The sequence below is a fragment of the Bacillus atrophaeus genome (assembly GCF_001584335.1).
GTDB classification, from domain to species: Bacteria; Bacillota; Bacilli; order Bacillales; family Bacillaceae; genus Bacillus; species Bacillus atrophaeus.
In genome coordinates this window covers 33,165-50,556 of record NZ_LSBB01000002.1, presented here as the reverse complement: position 1 = coordinate 50,556, position 17,392 = coordinate 33,165, and the positions used below count along the sequence as shown (strand labels likewise).

17 protein-coding genes are annotated in these 17,392 nt (G+C 44.1%); 11 read left to right on the top strand and 6 right to left on the bottom strand.

What is annotated here, in order from left to right; all coding sequences use genetic code 11:
- Positions 1-84: 84 nt before the first annotated feature.
- Positions 85-681: a DUF1989 domain-containing protein gene (locus AXI57_RS05215; RefSeq protein ID WP_061669457.1), complete on the top strand. Its 597-nt coding sequence runs from the start codon at positions 85-87 to the stop codon at positions 679-681.
- A 136-nt stretch (positions 682-817) separates the two neighbouring features.
- Positions 818-1,636, top strand: a complete 819-nt coding sequence (gene nadE, locus AXI57_RS05210; RefSeq protein ID WP_061669456.1) for an ammonia-dependent NAD(+) synthetase — start codon at positions 818-820, stop codon at positions 1,634-1,636.
- A 40-nt stretch (positions 1,637-1,676) separates the two neighbouring features.
- Here nadE and AXI57_RS05205 read toward each other — a convergent pair whose 3' ends face one another.
- Complete coding sequence (locus AXI57_RS05205; protein WP_010787576.1) at positions 1,677-2,270, bottom strand: AAA family ATPase; 594 nt, start codon at positions 2,268-2,270, stop codon at positions 1,677-1,679.
- A gap of 66 nt (positions 2,271-2,336) precedes the next feature.
- Complete coding sequence (locus AXI57_RS05200) at positions 2,337-3,128, bottom strand: sugar phosphate isomerase/epimerase family protein (protein ID WP_061669455.1); 792 nt, start codon at positions 3,126-3,128, stop codon at positions 2,337-2,339.
- A 512-nt stretch (positions 3,129-3,640) separates the two neighbouring features.
- Here AXI57_RS05200 and AXI57_RS05195 point away from each other — a divergent pair.
- The 8 genes from AXI57_RS05195 to putR all read left to right on the top strand — a co-directional run bounded on the left by AXI57_RS05195 (position 3,641) and on the right by putR (position 11,963).
- Positions 3,641-4,204, top strand: coding sequence for a shikimate kinase (locus AXI57_RS05195; RefSeq protein ID WP_003328039.1), 564 nt, complete (start codon positions 3,641-3,643; stop codon positions 4,202-4,204).
- A 60-nt stretch (positions 4,205-4,264) separates the two neighbouring features.
- The gene (locus AXI57_RS21915) at positions 4,265-4,417 is read left to right on the top strand and encodes a hypothetical protein (protein ID WP_238380164.1); all 153 of its coding nucleotides are present in this window, start codon (positions 4,265-4,267) and stop codon (positions 4,415-4,417) included.
- A 109-nt stretch (positions 4,418-4,526) separates the two neighbouring features.
- Positions 4,527-5,483 carry a cephalosporin C deacetylase gene (cah, locus tag AXI57_RS05185; protein WP_061669453.1) on the top strand — a complete coding sequence of 319 codons (957 nt, stop codon included), beginning with the start codon at positions 4,527-4,529 and terminating at the stop codon, positions 5,481-5,483.
- An 85-nt stretch (positions 5,484-5,568) separates the two neighbouring features.
- Complete coding sequence (locus AXI57_RS05180) at positions 5,569-6,342, top strand: nucleotidyltransferase domain-containing protein (RefSeq protein ID WP_061669452.1); 774 nt, start codon at positions 5,569-5,571, stop codon at positions 6,340-6,342.
- Positions 6,343-6,547: 205 nt separating this feature from the next.
- Complete coding sequence (locus AXI57_RS05175; protein ID WP_141292190.1) at positions 6,548-7,459, top strand: proline dehydrogenase family protein; 912 nt, start codon at positions 6,548-6,550, stop codon at positions 7,457-7,459.
- A 25-nt stretch (positions 7,460-7,484) separates the two neighbouring features.
- On the top strand, positions 7,485-9,032 hold the full coding sequence (gene pruA, locus AXI57_RS05170) for an L-glutamate gamma-semialdehyde dehydrogenase (protein WP_010787580.1): 1,548 nt from the start codon (positions 7,485-7,487) through the stop codon (positions 9,030-9,032).
- Positions 9,033-9,123: 91 nt separating this feature from the next.
- On the top strand, positions 9,124-10,578 hold the full coding sequence (putP, locus tag AXI57_RS05165; protein WP_073991413.1) for a sodium/proline symporter PutP: 1,455 nt from the start codon (positions 9,124-9,126) through the stop codon (positions 10,576-10,578).
- 149 nt (positions 10,579-10,727) lie between these two features.
- A complete protein-coding gene (gene putR, locus AXI57_RS05160) occupies positions 10,728-11,963 on the top strand; it encodes a proline utilization transcriptional regulator PutR (RefSeq protein WP_010787581.1) in 1,236 nt (411 codons plus the stop codon).
- Between the two features lie 34 nt (positions 11,964-11,997).
- On the opposite strand, the gene AXI57_RS05155 is transcribed toward putR, so the two are convergent.
- The 3 genes from AXI57_RS05155 to AXI57_RS05145 form a co-directional block, all read right to left on the bottom strand.
- Positions 11,998-12,852: a TIGR03943 family putative permease subunit gene (locus tag AXI57_RS05155; RefSeq protein WP_061669450.1), complete on the bottom strand. Its 855-nt coding sequence runs from the start codon at positions 12,850-12,852 to the stop codon at positions 11,998-12,000.
- A 4-nt stretch (positions 12,853-12,856) separates the two neighbouring features.
- The gene (locus tag AXI57_RS05150) at positions 12,857-13,741 is read right to left on the bottom strand and encodes a permease (RefSeq protein WP_010787583.1); all 885 of its coding nucleotides are present in this window, start codon (positions 13,739-13,741) and stop codon (positions 12,857-12,859) included.
- A gap of 99 nt (positions 13,742-13,840) precedes the next feature.
- Positions 13,841-14,701, bottom strand: coding sequence for an alpha/beta fold hydrolase (locus AXI57_RS05145; protein WP_010787584.1), 861 nt, complete (start codon positions 14,699-14,701; stop codon positions 13,841-13,843).
- 127 nt (positions 14,702-14,828) lie between these two features.
- Between AXI57_RS05145 and AXI57_RS05140 the strand changes: the two genes are divergently transcribed.
- Entirely contained in the window at positions 14,829-15,839 is a 1,011-nt protein-coding gene (locus AXI57_RS05140; protein WP_010787585.1) for an NAD(P)/FAD-dependent oxidoreductase, read from the top strand.
- A gap of 43 nt (positions 15,840-15,882) precedes the next feature.
- Here the strand turns inward: AXI57_RS05140 and cobA are convergent, their stop codons facing one another.
- Positions 15,883-17,358, bottom strand: coding sequence for a uroporphyrinogen-III C-methyltransferase (cobA, locus tag AXI57_RS05135; RefSeq protein WP_061669449.1), 1,476 nt, complete (start codon positions 17,356-17,358; stop codon positions 15,883-15,885).
- Between the last annotated feature and the right edge of the window lie 34 nt (positions 17,359-17,392).

Sequence of the window (17,392 nt, the reverse complement as noted above, 5' to 3'; positions counted from 1 at the left end):
GTAATATACATCGGGAATTTTGCTGATGCCGTACATGAAACAAATGTTTGACACAAATACTTAGAGTAAAAAAGGAGCTGGCCGATGACACAGCAGTTTATCGTTCTCCCGAAAAAAGGCTTGGGGCTGAAAGTGCATAAAGGGCAAATCTTGAAAGTGGTTGATGTCGAGGGGCAGCAAGTCGCAGACTTTGTCGCGTATCATGCCAAGGATTTTTACGAGCATCTCGATCAGGGCGCGACCATTGATGCCAACCAATCCATTCATGTGAAAGTAAACGATCATATTTACTCGAATCTTTATAAACCGATGCTGACGTTAATCGAGGACACGGTCGGCAAGCATGATCTGCTGCTTCCCGCATGCCGGCCTGATATGAACAGGCTGTTATACGGAAAGCATAAAGATGAGCTTCAGGATACGTGTTATGACAATATGAGCGGAGCGCTTGAACCATTTGGGGTTCCGAGGCCTCATATGCATTATCCGTTTGCGATCTTTATGAATACGGTGTTAGACGAAAAAGGGAACCTGTCAGTAGAAACACCGCTTTCCAAAGCGGGAGATTATGTAAAGCTGAGGGCGGAGATGGATCTTGTGGTGGCTTTTTCCTCATGCCCAATTGAAAAAGGGAAATGCAACGGGGACAGTATCACAGCGCTGCGTGTGGAAATCACCTGACCCTGCCTCGTTATTCACTTGCCATCGGGACCTGTGCTATAGTTAAAAAAGATACATATTGAATTGATTTATTTTCACTTTTTTAGGGAAATGAATCAGTAAGAAACAGTGAAAATGTGCAGGAGGAATGATCGGGATGAGCATGCAGGAAAAAATTATAAGCGATTTACATGTGAAGCCTTCAATTGATCCAAAACAAGAAATTGAGGACAGAATCAGCTTTTTAAAGAACTATTTAAAGAAAACAGGCGCTAAGGGGTTTGTATTGGGAATTAGCGGCGGACAAGATTCAACGCTTGCGGGACGTCTTGCCCAGCTTGCTGTAGAGAGCGTGAGGGAAGAAGGCGGTGAGGCTGAGTTTATCGCCGTCCGTCTTCCGCATGGCAAACAGCAGGACGAAGAGGATGCCCAGCTGGCTTTGCAGTTTATTAAGCCTGATAAATCGTGGACGTTTGATATCCAATCAACTGTCAGCGCATTTGCTGAGCAATATAAGAAAGATACAGGCGATAGACTGACAGACTTTAACAAAGGAAATGTGAAGGCAAGAACGAGAATGATCGCCCAATATGCGGTCGGCGGACAAGAGGGTCTTCTCGTGCTTGGAACGGATCATGCCGCTGAAGCGGTCACAGGCTTTTTTACGAAATACGGTGACGGCGGCGCGGATCTCTTGCCGCTGACAGGGTTGACGAAGCGCCAGGGCAGAAGTTTGTTAAAAGAGCTGGGGGCAGTTGAACGTCTATACTTAAAAGCGCCGACCGCAGATTTGTTAGACGAAAAGCCGCAGCAAACGGATGAGACTGAGCTTGGCATTACGTACAATGACATTGATGATTATTTAGAAGGTAAATCTGTGTCAGCAGAAGTTGCAGAAGCAATAGAAAAGCGCTACCGCAGCACAGAGCATAAACGCCAAGTGCCGGCTTCTATGTTTGATGACTGGTGGAAATAGGCTGACTGAAAACATCCCCTTTTTGATAAAAGGGGATGTTTCAGCATATACGGATATGCTTTAATTTGACGAGTAATCTGTCAGCACGTTTTCGGAAGCGCCCTCTCGTATCCGGTTCCAGCGTCAAATTAGCTTTGGAGGCAATTGTTTCGGCAGCCTCTTCAATGGACATATGATCTGTATCAATGTGCTCCTTGAAGATTTGATCAGCGAGACCTTCTGTACACCGGTCAATTTGCTTTGCGGCCCATGAGCTTTTTCCTTCAGCTCTGCTTCTCAGCCGTTTTTGCAGCACGTGTTTCGATGCCATCAATGTATAATGCTGAATGTGCAGTCCGTCTGTTCTGAGCTTTCCTATTATGTCCTCAAAGTACTCGGGATTGACGATTGTCATCGGAACGATAATCACGCCTTTATATTCCGCAGCCACATATTTCAGCATGGAATAATTGTATTCCCGCCACAAACTGTAAGATTGAAAGTCCTCTTTGGCGATCTCCTTTGGAATCATTGACCGCATTGAAAAACCCAGCTTTTCAGGATCATACACATAAGATTGTTTCAGCCTTCTGTGCAGCTCAAATGATGTTTGCGTTTTTCCTGACCCGAAAGCGCCGTTAATCCAAATGATCATCTGCCGCATCCCCTTTCATTGTGTATTATACATAAAAAAGACCCTTCCATAGGAAAGGTCCGGGCTTTATTTTTGCGTAAAAAAGGCCTCTAATTCTGTCAGCGATTCTTTAATGTGCGCCACGCTGTGTTCTCCAAAGTATTCTAATGAGACAAACCCTTCATATTGCCGGTTCATTAATTCTTTCAGAAAGCTTTTTTGATCAAGATCCCCTTTGAAGATAGGTTTCGGTTCACTCAAATACCAGCTGTCGAAGTTCCAATTGTAATCCTTTAGATGGATATGGCTGATGGTGTGAAAGACGGTTTCTAAAGCAGGCAGCTGGTCTATGTGATTGACGTGAAGATTCGATCCGTCGAAAATCGTCCGAAGTCTCGAATGTCCGACATCCTCCAAAAATTTCAGCGCGGCTTCGGGTGTGTCCGCATATGTATCGTAATGGATTTCCAGACCGATATTCACTTTATAGTCATCTGCCATGTGCGCCGCTTTTTGAAATTGGTCAACTGCACTTTGCCACTTTTCGGGAGACGTTCTGTTGGAAGCGAGATTGCCTGCAAATACTCTGATAAGAGGACTGTGAAGCTGTCTTGCCGCATTCAGACCGTTTTGAACAGCCTGTTCGGTTTGTTCTTCACCCTGCGACACGAAATCAGTGTACAAGCTGACGGCGGGCACCTTCAGTCCTTTTTCCTGCAATAGATCATACAGACTGTCGAGCGGACCGTGTTGCTGCTCGTATTGCTCAACGTGGCCATACCACATATCAATTCCATCAAAGCCGTGCTCCTCAGCAAAAGAAATGACATCCATTACATTCTGTTTTTTTAGCCCTGTTGTACAAAAGCTTACTTTCATAAAAAATACCTCCGTTCATTCCGTCATTTTGTACCTTATTCCCTTCGTTCATCATAGGTAAACAGCACTGAAAGTCAGATAAAACCGATTTTTGAAAAACTTACTTTGTAATGCTGTACTTGCTGCTATGCTGCTGAGCGGGAAAAAGGCAAATCTGTTTGAGAGCGCTTTGTATCACCGCAGCCAGAATGTCGGCATTGCGCTGTAGCAAGGGAGATTAATTTTGCTGGGGAGATATACACGGAGGTGCTATCGCAAGTTAATTTTTGGAAGTATATTCATATAGAATTTATCACTTTTTTGCGTCAAAGTATTAAAATATCTTCAGGATTATTGTACAATTAATCTCATTCGAGTAAGGGGGATAATGGTATGCCGGAAAAAAAGAATACCGCAAAGCAAAAGTGTCTTACCAGCAAATATCCAAAATGCATGAACTCCTATATAATTAAACACTGAATTGTCATATAATAAACTTAATCTTTTCATTCCTTAGGAGGATTTCGCCGAAGATGAACGCAAAACGAGCCATTCCTGTGAGAGAAAGAAATATTGTACTGATCGGATTTATGGGTGTAGGAAAAACAACAATCGGCCAGCTGGTCGCCAAGAAATTATATAGAGATTTTATAGATGTTGATCTTGCGATTGAAAAAGATTTTAACATGACGATACCTGAAATGTTTGAGCAAAAAGGGGAGGACTTTTTCCGTAAAACGGAGAAGGACTATATCCTGAATATTTGCCGCAATACAAAGTTTAAAATCGTTTCCTTAGGCGGCGGCTCCTTTAAACAAGAGGAGATCAGACAGTGCTGCCTTGAAAATTGTCTTGTGCTCCATTTGGATTTATCGTGGGAAAACTGGAAGCAGCGGGCGAATCTGCTGATTGAAAGCCGTCCGGTTCTGCATAACCGCACCATGGATGAAATGGAACAGCTTTTTAACGAAAGAAAAAGCATATATGATAAGCATAATTCAAAAGTAGTAACAGATAACCTCGCTCCTGAAGAGATTGCGGATTATATTGTTGACACTTTGAAGATCGGATGGGACTTGTACCAGCCGATGAAATAAAGCCAGCCGTGTCGCTTCATGCGCACGGCTTTTATTTATCTTTTTACCCCTTTGATGAGGATGGCTTTTAAACAAAAAGCGTCCGGCATACCATTTGAATCACATGTATCCGACGCGCACGCTTGGCTTTGCTTTTTTAAAGGAGCGGCATGTCAGTCTGACGGCACAAACCATCAGCCGGATACGTTAAAACAAACGTTTAATCAAATATAAGTTGAAAGATAATAGGCTGTTGTAAAAAAATTTCGAAAATGAGAGGTGAACATGATATTATAGAAACCATAAACTTTAAATCATATAAAACAAAGGAGTTTAATCGGAAATGCAACTATTCGATATGCCGCTCGACCAACTTAAAACCTATCAGCCAAAACAAACAGCACCGGAAGACTTCTCTGATTTTTGGGATGCGTCACTGGCGGAGCTTGCGAATGTTCAAGCAGAGCCGGACTTACAGCCGGTGGATTATCCCGCTGCCGGAGTTAAGGTGTTCCGCCTGACATATAAAAGCTTCGGCAGCGCAAAAATTACCGGATGGTACGCTGTGCCTGATAAAACGGGCCCGCATCCGGCGATCGTGAAATACCACGGTTACAATGCGAGTTACGATGGCGAAATACATGAAATGGTGAATTGGGCGCTTCACGGATACGCTGCATTCGGTATGCTAGTCCGCGGGCAGCACAGCAGTGAGGACACAAGCATTTCTCCCCACGGGCACGCATTGGGCTGGATGACAAAGGGAATTCTAGATAAAGAGACGTACTATTACAGAGGTGTTTATTTAGATGCCGTACGAGCGCTTGAAGTCATCAGCAGCTTTGACGAGGTGGACGAAACGAGAATCGGCGTGACGGGCGGAAGCCAAGGCGGCGGCCTCACAATCGCCGCAGCCGCCTTGTCAGACATTCCGAAAGCGGCGGTGGCGGAGTATCCCTATTTAAGCAACTTTGAGCGTGCCATTGATGTCGCTCTTGATCAGCCATACCTTGAGATTAACTCCTTTTTCAGAAAAAACGGCAGCCCTGAAACAGAAGAAACAGCCATGAAGACACTCGCGTATTTTGATATTATGAACTTAGCTGACCGGGTGAAAGCGCCTGTCCTTATGTCAATCGGCCTGATTGACAAAGTAACCCCGCCATCGACAGTGTTTGCCGCGTATAATCACCTGAAAACAGAAAAGGAACTGAAGGTATACCGCTATTTCGGCCATGAGTATATCCCGGCCTTTCAAACAGAAAAGCTCGCCTATTTCATGCAGCATTTAAAAGGCTGAGATACGTGTAAGCCGCCAATAGTAAGCAGGCGGCTTTTTTTCTGTAAAATCAGGGGGAATGAAAAAAGACGGGAGTCGAATAGATATGAAAAAGAGAATCCTTCAAGAATTGAAACAAATTGAAGAAAAATATGCAGTCAAAATTGTATATGCCGTTGAATCGGGCAGCCGTGCATGGGGCTTTCCATCGCAAGACAGCGATTATGATGTCCGTTTTATTTACGTGCCGAAAAAAGAGTGGTACTTTTCCATCGAACCTCAGAGGGACGTGATTGAAGAACCGATTCATGATTTGCTTGACATCAGCGGCTGGGAATTGCGGAAAACCCTTCGCCTTTTTAAAAAATCAAATCCGCCGCTTCTGGAATGGCTGTCGTCCGAGATTGTTTATTACGAAGCATTTACTACAGCAGATCGGCTGAGAGAGCTGCGGGCGGCGGCTTTTTCTCCGGAAGCCAGTGTGTACCACTATCTCAATATGGCGAAGGGGAACGTCAAGGATTACTTGCAAAAGGACGAAGTGAAGATCAAGAAATATTTTTATGTCCTGCGGCCGATACTGGCATGCGGGTGGATTAGAAAACACGGAACCATTCCGCCAATGGATTTTTCAGTGCTTATGAATGAACTTATTACGGATGACGGACTGAAATCTGAGATTGAACACTTGCTGGACCGCAAAAGGAAAGGAGAAGAACTCGATCTGGAGCCGAGAATTCATTTGATACATGAGTTTATCGAGACCGAGATAGAGGGCATCGCCCAATTCGCAAGAGCCTTAAAAACGGATAAAGCGGATATCACCCCAGAGCTTGACCGCCTGCTTTTGCATACCGTTGAAGAGGTGTGGACTCCTTAAACAGGGAACGGAAAGATGATGAATCTTGTCGCTTTCTGTTCTTTCTTTTCGACAAATATCGCCCCCTTTCTACGAAGCTGATTGTGGTAAAACCACAAAAATAATCAGAATCTTTGTATTTTGAGAATATTGTGAACGGAGGTTTTGTCCCTTTACAATAAACACATACAAATACTTCTTAGATTGCGGGGTGTTAATGTTGGAAGTGATTACAAGAGATTTTTTCTTATTTTTGTCCAAAAGCAACTTATTGAATAAGATGGCGCAAAGCTGGGGAAGCCGGGTGGCGGCGGGTAAAATTATCGGGGGCAATGATTTTAACAGTTCGATCCCGACAATACGACAGCTTAATCATCAGGGCTTGTCAGTTACTGTCGACCATTTGGGTGAATTCGTAAACAGCAGTGAAGTCGCGAAAGAACGGACTGAAGAGTGTATCCGGACCATCGAGACGATTGCGGAACAGCAATTAAATTCGCAAGTTTCTTTAAAAATGACGTCATTAGGTCTTGATATAGATCTTGATCTTGTCTATCAAAATATGACGAAGATCCTTCAAACGGCGGAAAAACACAAGATCATGGTCACGATTGATATGGAAGATGAAACAAGATGCCAGAAAACACTTGATATTTTCAAAGATTTCAGAAGCCGTTACGAGTATGTGAGCACAGTCTTGCAGGCGTACTTATACCGGACGGAACAGGATATTGATGAACTGGATTCGTTAAAACCGTTCCTGCGTCTCGTAAAAGGGGCTTATAAGGAATCAGAGAAGGTTGCTTACCCTGAAAAGGCTGACGTGGATGCCAATTATAAAAAGATCATTCGAAAGCAGCTTTTAAACGGTCACTATACTGCAATTGCGTCGCATGACGACAAAATGATTGAGTTTACGAAACAGCTTGCCAGTGAGCATAACATCACGAAAGACATGTTTGAGTTTCAGATGCTGTACGGCATGCGCTCGCAAACCCAACAAAGCCTCGTAAAAGAAGGATATAACATGAGAGTGTACCTCCCATATGGGAATGATTGGTACGGTTACTTTATGAGACGTCTGGCCGAACGCCCGTCAAACATCGCATTCGCATTTAAAGGTATGACGAAGAAATAACACCAACACAGAAGGAGAGATTACTATGACAACACCTTACAAACACGAGCCATTCACGAATTTTCAAGATCAGAAGAATATTGAGGAATTCCAAAAGGCGCTTGCCGTTGTAAACGAATATTTAGGCAAAGATTATCCGCTTGTCATCAATGGAGAAAAAGTGGAAACAGAAGCAAAAATCGTATCTATCAACCCGGCGAATAAAGAAGAAGTTGTCGGCAGAGTCTCAAAAGCATCACAAGAACATGCAGAACAGGCAATCGAAGCCGCTGCGAAAGCGTTCGAAGAGTGGAGATACACAACTCCTGAAGAAAGAGCGGCTGTTCTATTTCGCGCAGCTGCCAAAGTTCGCCGCAGAAAGCATGAATTCTCGGCTTTGCTTGTGAAAGAAGCGGGAAAACCTTGGAATGAAGCGGATGCTGATACGGCAGAAGCGATTGACTTTATGGAATATTACGCGCGCCAGATGGTTGAATTGGCAAAAGGAAAGCCTGTAAACAGCCGCGAAGGTGAAAAGAACCAATATGTATACACGCCGACGGGTGTAGCGGTTGTTATTCCGCCTTGGAACTTCTTATTTGCGATCATGGCAGGTACAACTGTAGCGCCGATTGTGACAGGAAATACGGTTGTTCTGAAACCGGCTAGCGCAACACCGGTTATCGCTGCTAAGTTCGTAGAAGTGCTTGAAGAATCAGGTCTTCCGAAAGGCGTTGTCAACTTTGTTCCGGGAAGCGGCGCTGAAGTGGGCGACTACCTTGTCGATCATCCGAAAACAAGCCTTATTACGTTCACGGGATCAAGAGAAGTCGGCACAAGAATTTTTGAGCGCGCCGCAAAAGTACAGCCTGGCCAGCAGCACCTGAAGCGTGTGATTGCTGAAATGGGCGGTAAAGATACGGTTGTTGTCGATGAGGATGCAGACGTTGAATTGGCTGCCCAGTCGATCTTTACTTCAGCGTTCGGATTCGCAGGCCAAAAATGTTCCGCGGGTTCACGTGCAGTGGTTCATGAAAAAGTGTATGATCAAGTCTTGAAGCGCGTTATTGAAATCACGGAATCAAAAGTGACAGCAAGCCCTGACAGCGCAGATGTTTATATGGGACCTGTTATTGATCAAGGTTCTTATGATAAAATTATGAGTTATATCGAGATCGGAAAAGAGGAAGGCCGTTTAGTGAGCGGCGGCACTGGTGATGATTCAAAAGGCTACTTCATCAAGCCGACCATTTTCGCCGACCTTGATCCGAATGCAAGATTGATGCAGGAAGAAATTTTCGGTCCTGTTGTCGGTTTCTCTAAAGTGTCCAATTTTGATGAAGCTTTAGAAGTGGCGAACAATACGGAATACGGTCTGACAGGCGCGGTGATCACAAACAACCGCAAACATATTGAACGCGCGAAACAGGAGTTCCATGTGGGCAACCTATACTTCAACCGTAACTGTACGGGCGCGATTGTCGGCTACCATCCGTTTGGCGGCTTCAAAATGTCCGGTACGGATTCAAAAGCCGGCGGTCCGGATTACTTGGCTCTGCACATGCAGGCAAAAACAATCAGTGAAATGTTTTAATCGGGACTAAATGGGCATCCTCCCTGCGGGGATGTCCATTCTATCCATATCACAACATAGCGGAGGAGGAAGTGCTATAGAAAACACGCAGCTGATTATTTCAATATGTATTTATATGGTGGGCATGCTTTTCATCGGCTACTTTGCTTACAAACGAACTTCAAATCTGACAGATTACATGCTTGGAGGAAGGTCATTAGGTCCGGCCGTTACGGCTCTCAGTGCGGGAGCGGCTGACATGAGCGGCTGGCTCTTAATGGGGCTGCCGGGCGCAATGTTTTCAACCGGGCTCAGCGGCGCATGGATTGTGTTCGGACTCGTTTTAGGTGCATGGGCAAACTGGCTGTTTGTGGCGCCTCGATTAAGAACGTATACCGAAAAGGCGGGGAATTCCATCACAATTCCGGGATTTCTTGAAAATCGCTTTGGTGATCATACCAAGCTTCTCAGACTGTTTTCGGGACTCGTCATCTTAATCTTTTTCACCTTTTATGTTTCGTCTGGAATGGTGTCAGGCGGTGTATTGTTTAACAGTATTTTAGGTTTGGATTATCATACGGGGTTATGGGTTGTGACAGGTGTCGTCGTCGCTTATACACTGTTTGGAGGGTTTCTTGCGGTCAGCTGGACTGACTTCGTTCAGGGGATTATTATGTTTGCGGCTCTTATACTTGTACCGATTGTCACATTGTTTCATACCGGCGGAGTAGGAGAAACAACTGCCGAAATCCGTTCAGTTAATCCGGAATTGTTTAATATTTTCAAAGGAACCAGCGTGCTTAGTATTATTTCTTTGTTTGCTTGGGGTCTGGGTTACTTTGGCCAGCCTCATATTATTGTGCGTTTTATGGCGATTACGTCAGTAAAAGAGATCAAACGGGCCCGAAGAATCGGAATGGGATGGATGATTCTTTCGGCTATCGGCGCATTGCTGACTGGTTTGGCGGGAATCGCGTATTACAATCAGCGGGGCCTTACATTGAAGGACCCGGAAACAATCTTCATCCAATTGGGAGATATTTTGTTTCACCCGATTATTACCGGATTTTTGATTTCAGCCATCTTAGCAGCCATTATGAGCACGATTTCTTCACAGCTGCTTGTAACATCAAGCTCTCTGGTGGAAGATTTGTATAAGGCGGTATTCAGACGTTCAGCTTCAGATAAAGAGCTTGTGTTATTAGGCCGGCTGTCTGTGCTTGCTGTTTCAATCGTCGCTTTACTATTGTCATGGGAGAAAAACAACACGATCTTGGGCTTGGTCAGTTATGCCTGGGCCGGCTTTGGTTCAGCATTCGGGCCAGTTATCTTGCTCAGTTTGTTTTGGAAACGGATGACCAAATGGGGGGCACTCGCCGGCATGATTGTGGGGGCAGTTACTGTAATCATTTGGGCGAATGCCGGTCTTTCGGACTTTCTGTATGAAATGATTCCCGGCTTTGCCGCGAGTCTGCTATCTGTCTTTGTTGTCAGCTTATTGACACAGGCTCCGTCAAAAGCAGTCGCAGAGCAGTTTAAGGACTATAAAGATACGCTGTCACAGTAAAGGGGATATAGAAAAGAGGAGGAAGGGAACCATCTTTCTTCCTCTTTTTTCCTTGAGGAGAGCATTTACGAAACAATCTTATATTTTCCTATACAAAAAGCCCTTGTACAAAGTATGATTAAAGTAAAAAAGCATAGGAGAAAAAAGGTATGGAAGAGCTTTTAGAGAGAGTTTTTTCATTTTCAGACATTGATAAATTAATTGATTTTATCAGCTATGAATTACAAAAACCGGTGATTCTGGAAAGCGCGGATTTCTTTTTGCTTGCCTACAATTCTTATTACATTAACCATTTTGATTCCGCGAACCAGCAGACGATTTTCTCGAAGAAGTGTCCGGTGCAAATATTCGAGAGATTTTTAAAAGACGGAATCATAGAAAAGTTAAAAACGGTTCCTGAACCATTTCGGGTCACAAAAATAGAGAGCATCGGGTTAAACCAGAGGGTGGTCGTGAGTGCTAAGCACAAAGGGGAAGTCATGGGCTACATCTGGATTCAAGAGCTTGATTGCAATCTTACAGAGGAAGAACTGGCGTTTTTGTACGAGACTTCCTTTCATGTGGGGAAAATCATATATAAAACAAAAAAGCTGAAACAGGAAAAAGAAGAAAGATCGGAAGACTTGGTGAAAAGGGCTATTTATCAGCAATTTTCATCTGAAAAGGAACTCAGGCGGGAAGCTGAGAAAATCAACACCGTGCTGCCTTCCGTGTTTTCTGTCGTGATCTTACACGCTGCCAATGGGGATGGAGAAGCCGTGGAGGATTTAAAAGAAAACATCAGATCATACCTCAATTTACGGGATAAGGTCAGCCATGTGTTAACCATTGAATCGAATATTGTAATTGTCGTAGCGAGTTTTTCCCAAAAAAGCTCCGTCTCCTCAGCAGCTGCTGAATTTATTAACAAGCTGTTAACTCATTTTCACTTTCAAAAAATTCCTACCCCAATTTATATCGGTATCGGTAACGTTTATGATAACATTTTGAACCTTGGCAAGAGTTACATAGAAGCACTGGAAGTCATTAAAGCGGCGGAAATCACGGGTAATCAGGAGAACATTCCGTATGAATATGCTAAACTCGGCATTTACCGCTATCTTGAAAGCATAGATGAAAAGAATCAGCGTCTCGGATATGTCAATAAAGACTTGGCATTAATAAAGGCGAAGGACAGGGAAAGCAGTACAGAGCTGCTGAAAACACTGGAAATCTATCTCTTGAATAATTGCAAAACAAAACCGGCCGCAGAACAGTTGTTTATTCATCAAAATACATTAAACTACCGCATTAAGCAAATACTCGAAATGACATCCATTGATCTGAGCGACTTCAAAACGAGGTGCCAGCTTTATCTTGATTTGATCCTGATGAAAAAGGATTAAAAAAGAAACCAGTACTTGTACTGGTTTCGGATTTTCAATATCCCCGGTATACATAGGGATCATCAGGTTTCTTTATCGTCTTCCAGTCTGTCACTTTCACGACGGGAAGCGTTGATTTGAATGGCTGGTAATATTCTGAGGACAGTGTGCCCTTAATATGAATCCACTCGTCATCTTTAATATCCATGTCCTTAGGGAACTCCACAAGCATCCCATATACGCCGGAATCTGCGATACAGTGAATGATGCCGAATCTCAGCACAAAGAGCTGCTTCTTGTTAATGGCATTCCCCTTATAAGCAAATCCGTTAAACTCAATCGTGCGTCCGAGGAATTCACCCGGATAATTGTAGATGGTTTCCATCCCTTTCAAGAAATCCTCATCGGTCAGAGAAATATGTTTCTGGCCCGAGTATTTCTTATACAGCTTTTTCATGAGCTTGTTGTAGCTGTCATCAGCATAATAAAGACTGGAGTCCGGCCGCAAATATTGGGTTTGCGAGTAGTGATCGCCGGATTCCATGGCTTTGAATGAAAAGCCTTTTGCCTTTACAATCGTTGAATCGAGCGTGGCGATCGGGAAGAAAATGCCTGAAACCAAAGGAAAAAGAAAAACAAGATAAATAAAATAGCGTTTGTAAAATGGCTTGTGTTGTTCATGATCATGATCGTGGCCGCAGCCGCAGTTTTGATCATGATGATGGTGTTTTCCTTTTTCCGGCGTTTTGATATAAAGATACGCCTGAACGACTGTCAGGATGCCCAGCAGGAAGATCGCGATAAAGGACAGGTAGGAATATTTCATATTAATATATTTTGTCAGATTTCCTGAGGCGTGCAGATGATAAAAGAAAAAGGTAAATCCCATCAGCACTAATAGACGAAACATCCGATCACCCCTTCACAAGTAATGATCCCGCTAGCACAATCACGACAATATACGTAATGAGCAGGAAAACAAATCGTTTTTTAAAAGCCGCAAGCATCATTAACAGATTTTTAATATCAACCATCGCACCAAAAACAAGAAAGGCGATTAACGATCCTAATGAAAATGTGCTGCTGAAGGAAGATGCGATAAAGGCATCTACTTCTGAACAGAGAGATAAGACAAACGACAGACCCATCATCACAAGGGAAGAGGACACATCATTTTGCCCGATTGAAAGCAGAGTGGATGTCTTGACATACGTCTGCATGGCGGCCGCGATGAAGGCGCCGATAATCAAATATTTTCCCACTGAAAAAAACTCATCAATGGCATGCCGCATCGTTCCGCCCAATTTTTGCAGCAAACTTTGTGTATGATGATGCTGATGTGCGGGTTCGGAAGGCTCAAGCAGCTGGTTGTCCTTGAACTGGTACGATAAAATCAGCCCGACAGCAATAGACACGACAAGTGCAAGCCCGCCCCGGTAGAAGACAACGCTCCATTTGTTTCCGAACGCAATGTATGTAGAGAACAAAACAATCGGATTGATGATAGGCGCGGTCAGCATAAAAGCGATGCCCGCGTGGAGCGGCACCCCTTTGAGAAGAAGCCGTCTCGTGATCGGCACGATGCCGCATTCGCAGGCCGGGAACAATATTCCGGTCAACGCCCCGAATAGCACAGCCAGGAACCGGTTCTTCGGAATAATTTTTGCAATCATTTCTTCTGAAACAAACATTTGAATGAGTCCGGAAAGAATGACGCCAATCAGAATAAACGGAATGGCTTCTATTAATATACTGATAAAAATAGAATTTAGCTGAAGAAAAGAAGATTGTGTCGTCATATAAAACCTCCGCTTTTTTAAAAGCTGCCTATGATTATATCATGAAGAAAGGCACTTATTGTTTGACGGAAAAAAGCAGAGAATCGTTTCACATGTTCGTCATGATGATGAGCTCAGGAAAGTGGCTAATGTGTGATCAACTTCATCGGATTCTTTTCCAAGCCAAATGAGATGACCCCATGACTGAAGCAAACAGAGTTCAGATTGCGGAATGAGTTTATGGGCATGGTAAGCGTGCTCTAATGGCACCAGTCCGTCATATTGGCTGTGCATAATAAGAGCCGGACAAGAGATAGCTTTTAAATCATCAGAAGACACCATGTGCATTTGAGATAAGTCGGTCATGAAGCCGTATCCGGGTCTTTGCCGGTTGTTCATTAATCGAAATTGTTCCTCGTCGTCTTCCTTCATTTTCATCTTGATCTGGTCATAAGAAAGCACGCTGAAAAAAGGGCTCGTCAGTTTAAAAGTAAGATGGGGAAAAGCGTTATTTATGAAAATAATCCATCTCCATAACCATTTTTCAGCCGGAGGGCGAAAGAGGAGCTTTGCTGCTTTATATTGTTTATCTTTCGGAGTAAGCCATTCTTTTGTAACGGCAGATTGCAGAGTAAGTGTTTTAACCCTTTCCGGATAACGGGAAGCAAAGGTTATGCCGCTTGGTCCGCCTGCCGAAATGGCGAGTAGATGAACTTCTTTTATACGTAAATGATCTAACAGCTTTACATAAAATAGGCATGTGCTTGCTAAACTTTCCCCAATTTCTTTGGACGTATTTCCGTAGCCTGCTCTTGAAGGAGTGATGAGAGAGAAACCTTTCTCCGTTAAAGCGCTATATCCAAATTCTTCATAACAATTAGAATGCCCCCCATGCATGATGAGAATGGGGATACCTTTCCCTGTTATCGAATATTCAATGGTTTTCCCGTCAATCGTTATGGTTTCAACGTGTCTTTTCATCATAATCTCCTTAGGGATAGAGTTTTATCTCCAACTTTCATTATAATGTGATATAATTTGAATTGATATTCATTCTCATTTAAAAATCACCATGTATACATATAGATGTTTCGGGGAGGCAGGACGGATGGCTGAAAATCAAGAGATATATGATGTCACCATTATCGGCGGAGGTCCGGTTGGGTTGTTTACGGCGTTTTACAGCGGAATGAGGGAGCTTAAAACAAAGGTGATTGAATTCTTGCCGAGGCTCGGGGGAAAGGTGTCTTTTTTCTTTCCTGAGAAAATCATCCGTGATATCGGCGGAATTCCTGGTATTGCCGGCCAGCAGCTGATCGAGCAATTAAAGGAACAGGCGGCTACATTTGAGCCAGAAATCGTGTTAAACCAGCGGGTGGAAGGCTTTGAAAGGATGAATGACGGCACCATTGTTCTGACCGCCTCGAATGGGGAAAAGCATTATACACGTACTGTAATTCTGGCTACCGGAATGGGCACGCTTGAGGTTAATGAATTGGACAGCAAGGATGCGAGCAAGTACGCCGGCAAAAATCTTCACTATAAAGCGGAAAAGCTCGGTGATTTTAAAGACAGGCATGTCGTCATTTCCGGCGGCGGTGATTCTGCGGTCGATTGGGCTAATGAGCTGGAACCGATCGCTGCGTCTGTCACGATTATCCATCGCCGGAATGAGTTCGGGTGCCTTGAGAGCAGCATGACAAAAATGAAGCAATCATCCGTCCGTGTGCTGACGCCGTATACGTTGGAACAGATTCATGGCAATGAAGAGCGGATACATAGCGTGACGGCAAGACATTCAGAAACTGGCCGTACCGAGTTAATAGAGCTGGACGAACTGATGATTAACCACGGTTTTAAAATTGATCTCGGTCCGATGCTAGACTGGGGTTTAGATATTGAAGAGGGCAGGATTAAGGCTGACAGACATATGCGGACGAATCTTCCCGGTGTGTTTGTCGCGGGTGATGCTGCTAGTTACGAGAGCAAGCTCAGATTGATTGCCGGGGGTCTCACTGAAGGTCCGACAGCGGTCAACAGCGCGAAGGCCTATCTCGACCCAGAAGCGGAAAACATGGCGATGTATTCGACGCATCATAAGAAATTAATCCATAAATAGAAGAAGGCCCTTGCGATGATCGAAAGCAAGGGCTGATTGTATATCAGGTGTGAAGGAGTCTTTTTTCTGCGTGGTGCTGATGATTGTGAATATAGTCGATTAGAGAAGTTCCGTCAGCTTTGACACGATGGACATCCGGAAACCCGTGTTGTCTGGCAGTTTCTTCAGCTTCCTCACTTAAACAAACAACCGGTATCGGCTCTTGTTCGGGTAAAACTCCAATTTGTCCTTTCTCACGAATAAGCTGTTCCATACATTTTTTGTTTTCACACAAAATGAGTTGTAATGGAGTTTCATCGATCGTTCGTTTGAAAATAGATGTGAATCGGTCATCAATCACATTTTCATGAGTGATGAATACGTCATAAGAGCTGCACAAGTCCAGATGATGAAATCTCTCTTGAACGGTCTGTTTTTCTCCTATGATTAATAAGGCCCCGTTATACTGAATGTTACTCGCAATGTCGAATCCTCTTTTTTCAAGCTCAGCCTTAGCCGATAAAGAGTCAGCGGACAGACGGCCTCTTAGTTGGCGAATGTCCATCTTCTTTGATGCCAACATACGAAAAAATTCACATACAGCACGCCGGGACGTAAATAATATGTCTTCAAAGGACTCAAGCCGATTCAATATGTTTTCATCGATCGGTGTTTTTTGCACGTTCCATTTTGGCCATTCGATGACATCTGCTCCATTTTCGCGCAGTTCTTTTGCGATGGGGCTTTCTTCTTCACCAGATGTAATCATCATAATATGGCGGCCGATTAAAGGTTTTGATTCAAACCAGCTATGCTTTTGAAAAGAAACGATATCGCCGATTACGATAATCGCAGGGTTTTTAATCTGTTCATCTGCCGCTTTTTGATGGATGTCCATTAATGTGCCTTTTACGCTGCGCTGCCGGCCCCACGTTCCCCATTGAATGACCATAACAGGGACGGAGGGAGATTTTCCGTATGCGATGAGCTGTTGACAGATAAAGGCCAAATTCTTAACACCCATGTAAAATACAAGGGTTTGAACACCGCGGGCAAGCCCTTCCCAGTCAAGATTCGGAGTGCCTTTTAATGATGTATCATGTGCGGTGATCATGGCGAAGGAAGAGGCGAAATCCCGATGCGTAACGGGGATTCCCGCATATAGCGGCGCTGCAATTCCTGATGTAATGCCCGGAACCATTTCATAGCGGATACCGTGTTGATAGAGGGCTTCGGCCTCCTCGCCGACCCTGCCGAAAACGCTCGGGTCTCCGCCTTTCAAACGCACAACGGTCAAGCCTTCTGATGCTTTTTCAATTAGCAGGGCATTAATTTCTGCTTGCTTCATAAAATGGCGGTCAGGCAGCTTTCCGCAATAAATGAAATGGCAGGCCGGCTGAGCATATTCAAGCAATTTGGGGTTTGCAAGCCGATCGTATAGAATCACATCCGCTTCCTCCAACGCTTGTTTTCCTTTCAGGGTGATCAGCCTTGGATCTCCAGGCCCGGCCCCCACAAAATACACGATCCCATTTTTCATGATAACGCCATCCTTCCGTCACTGTAAAAAATGA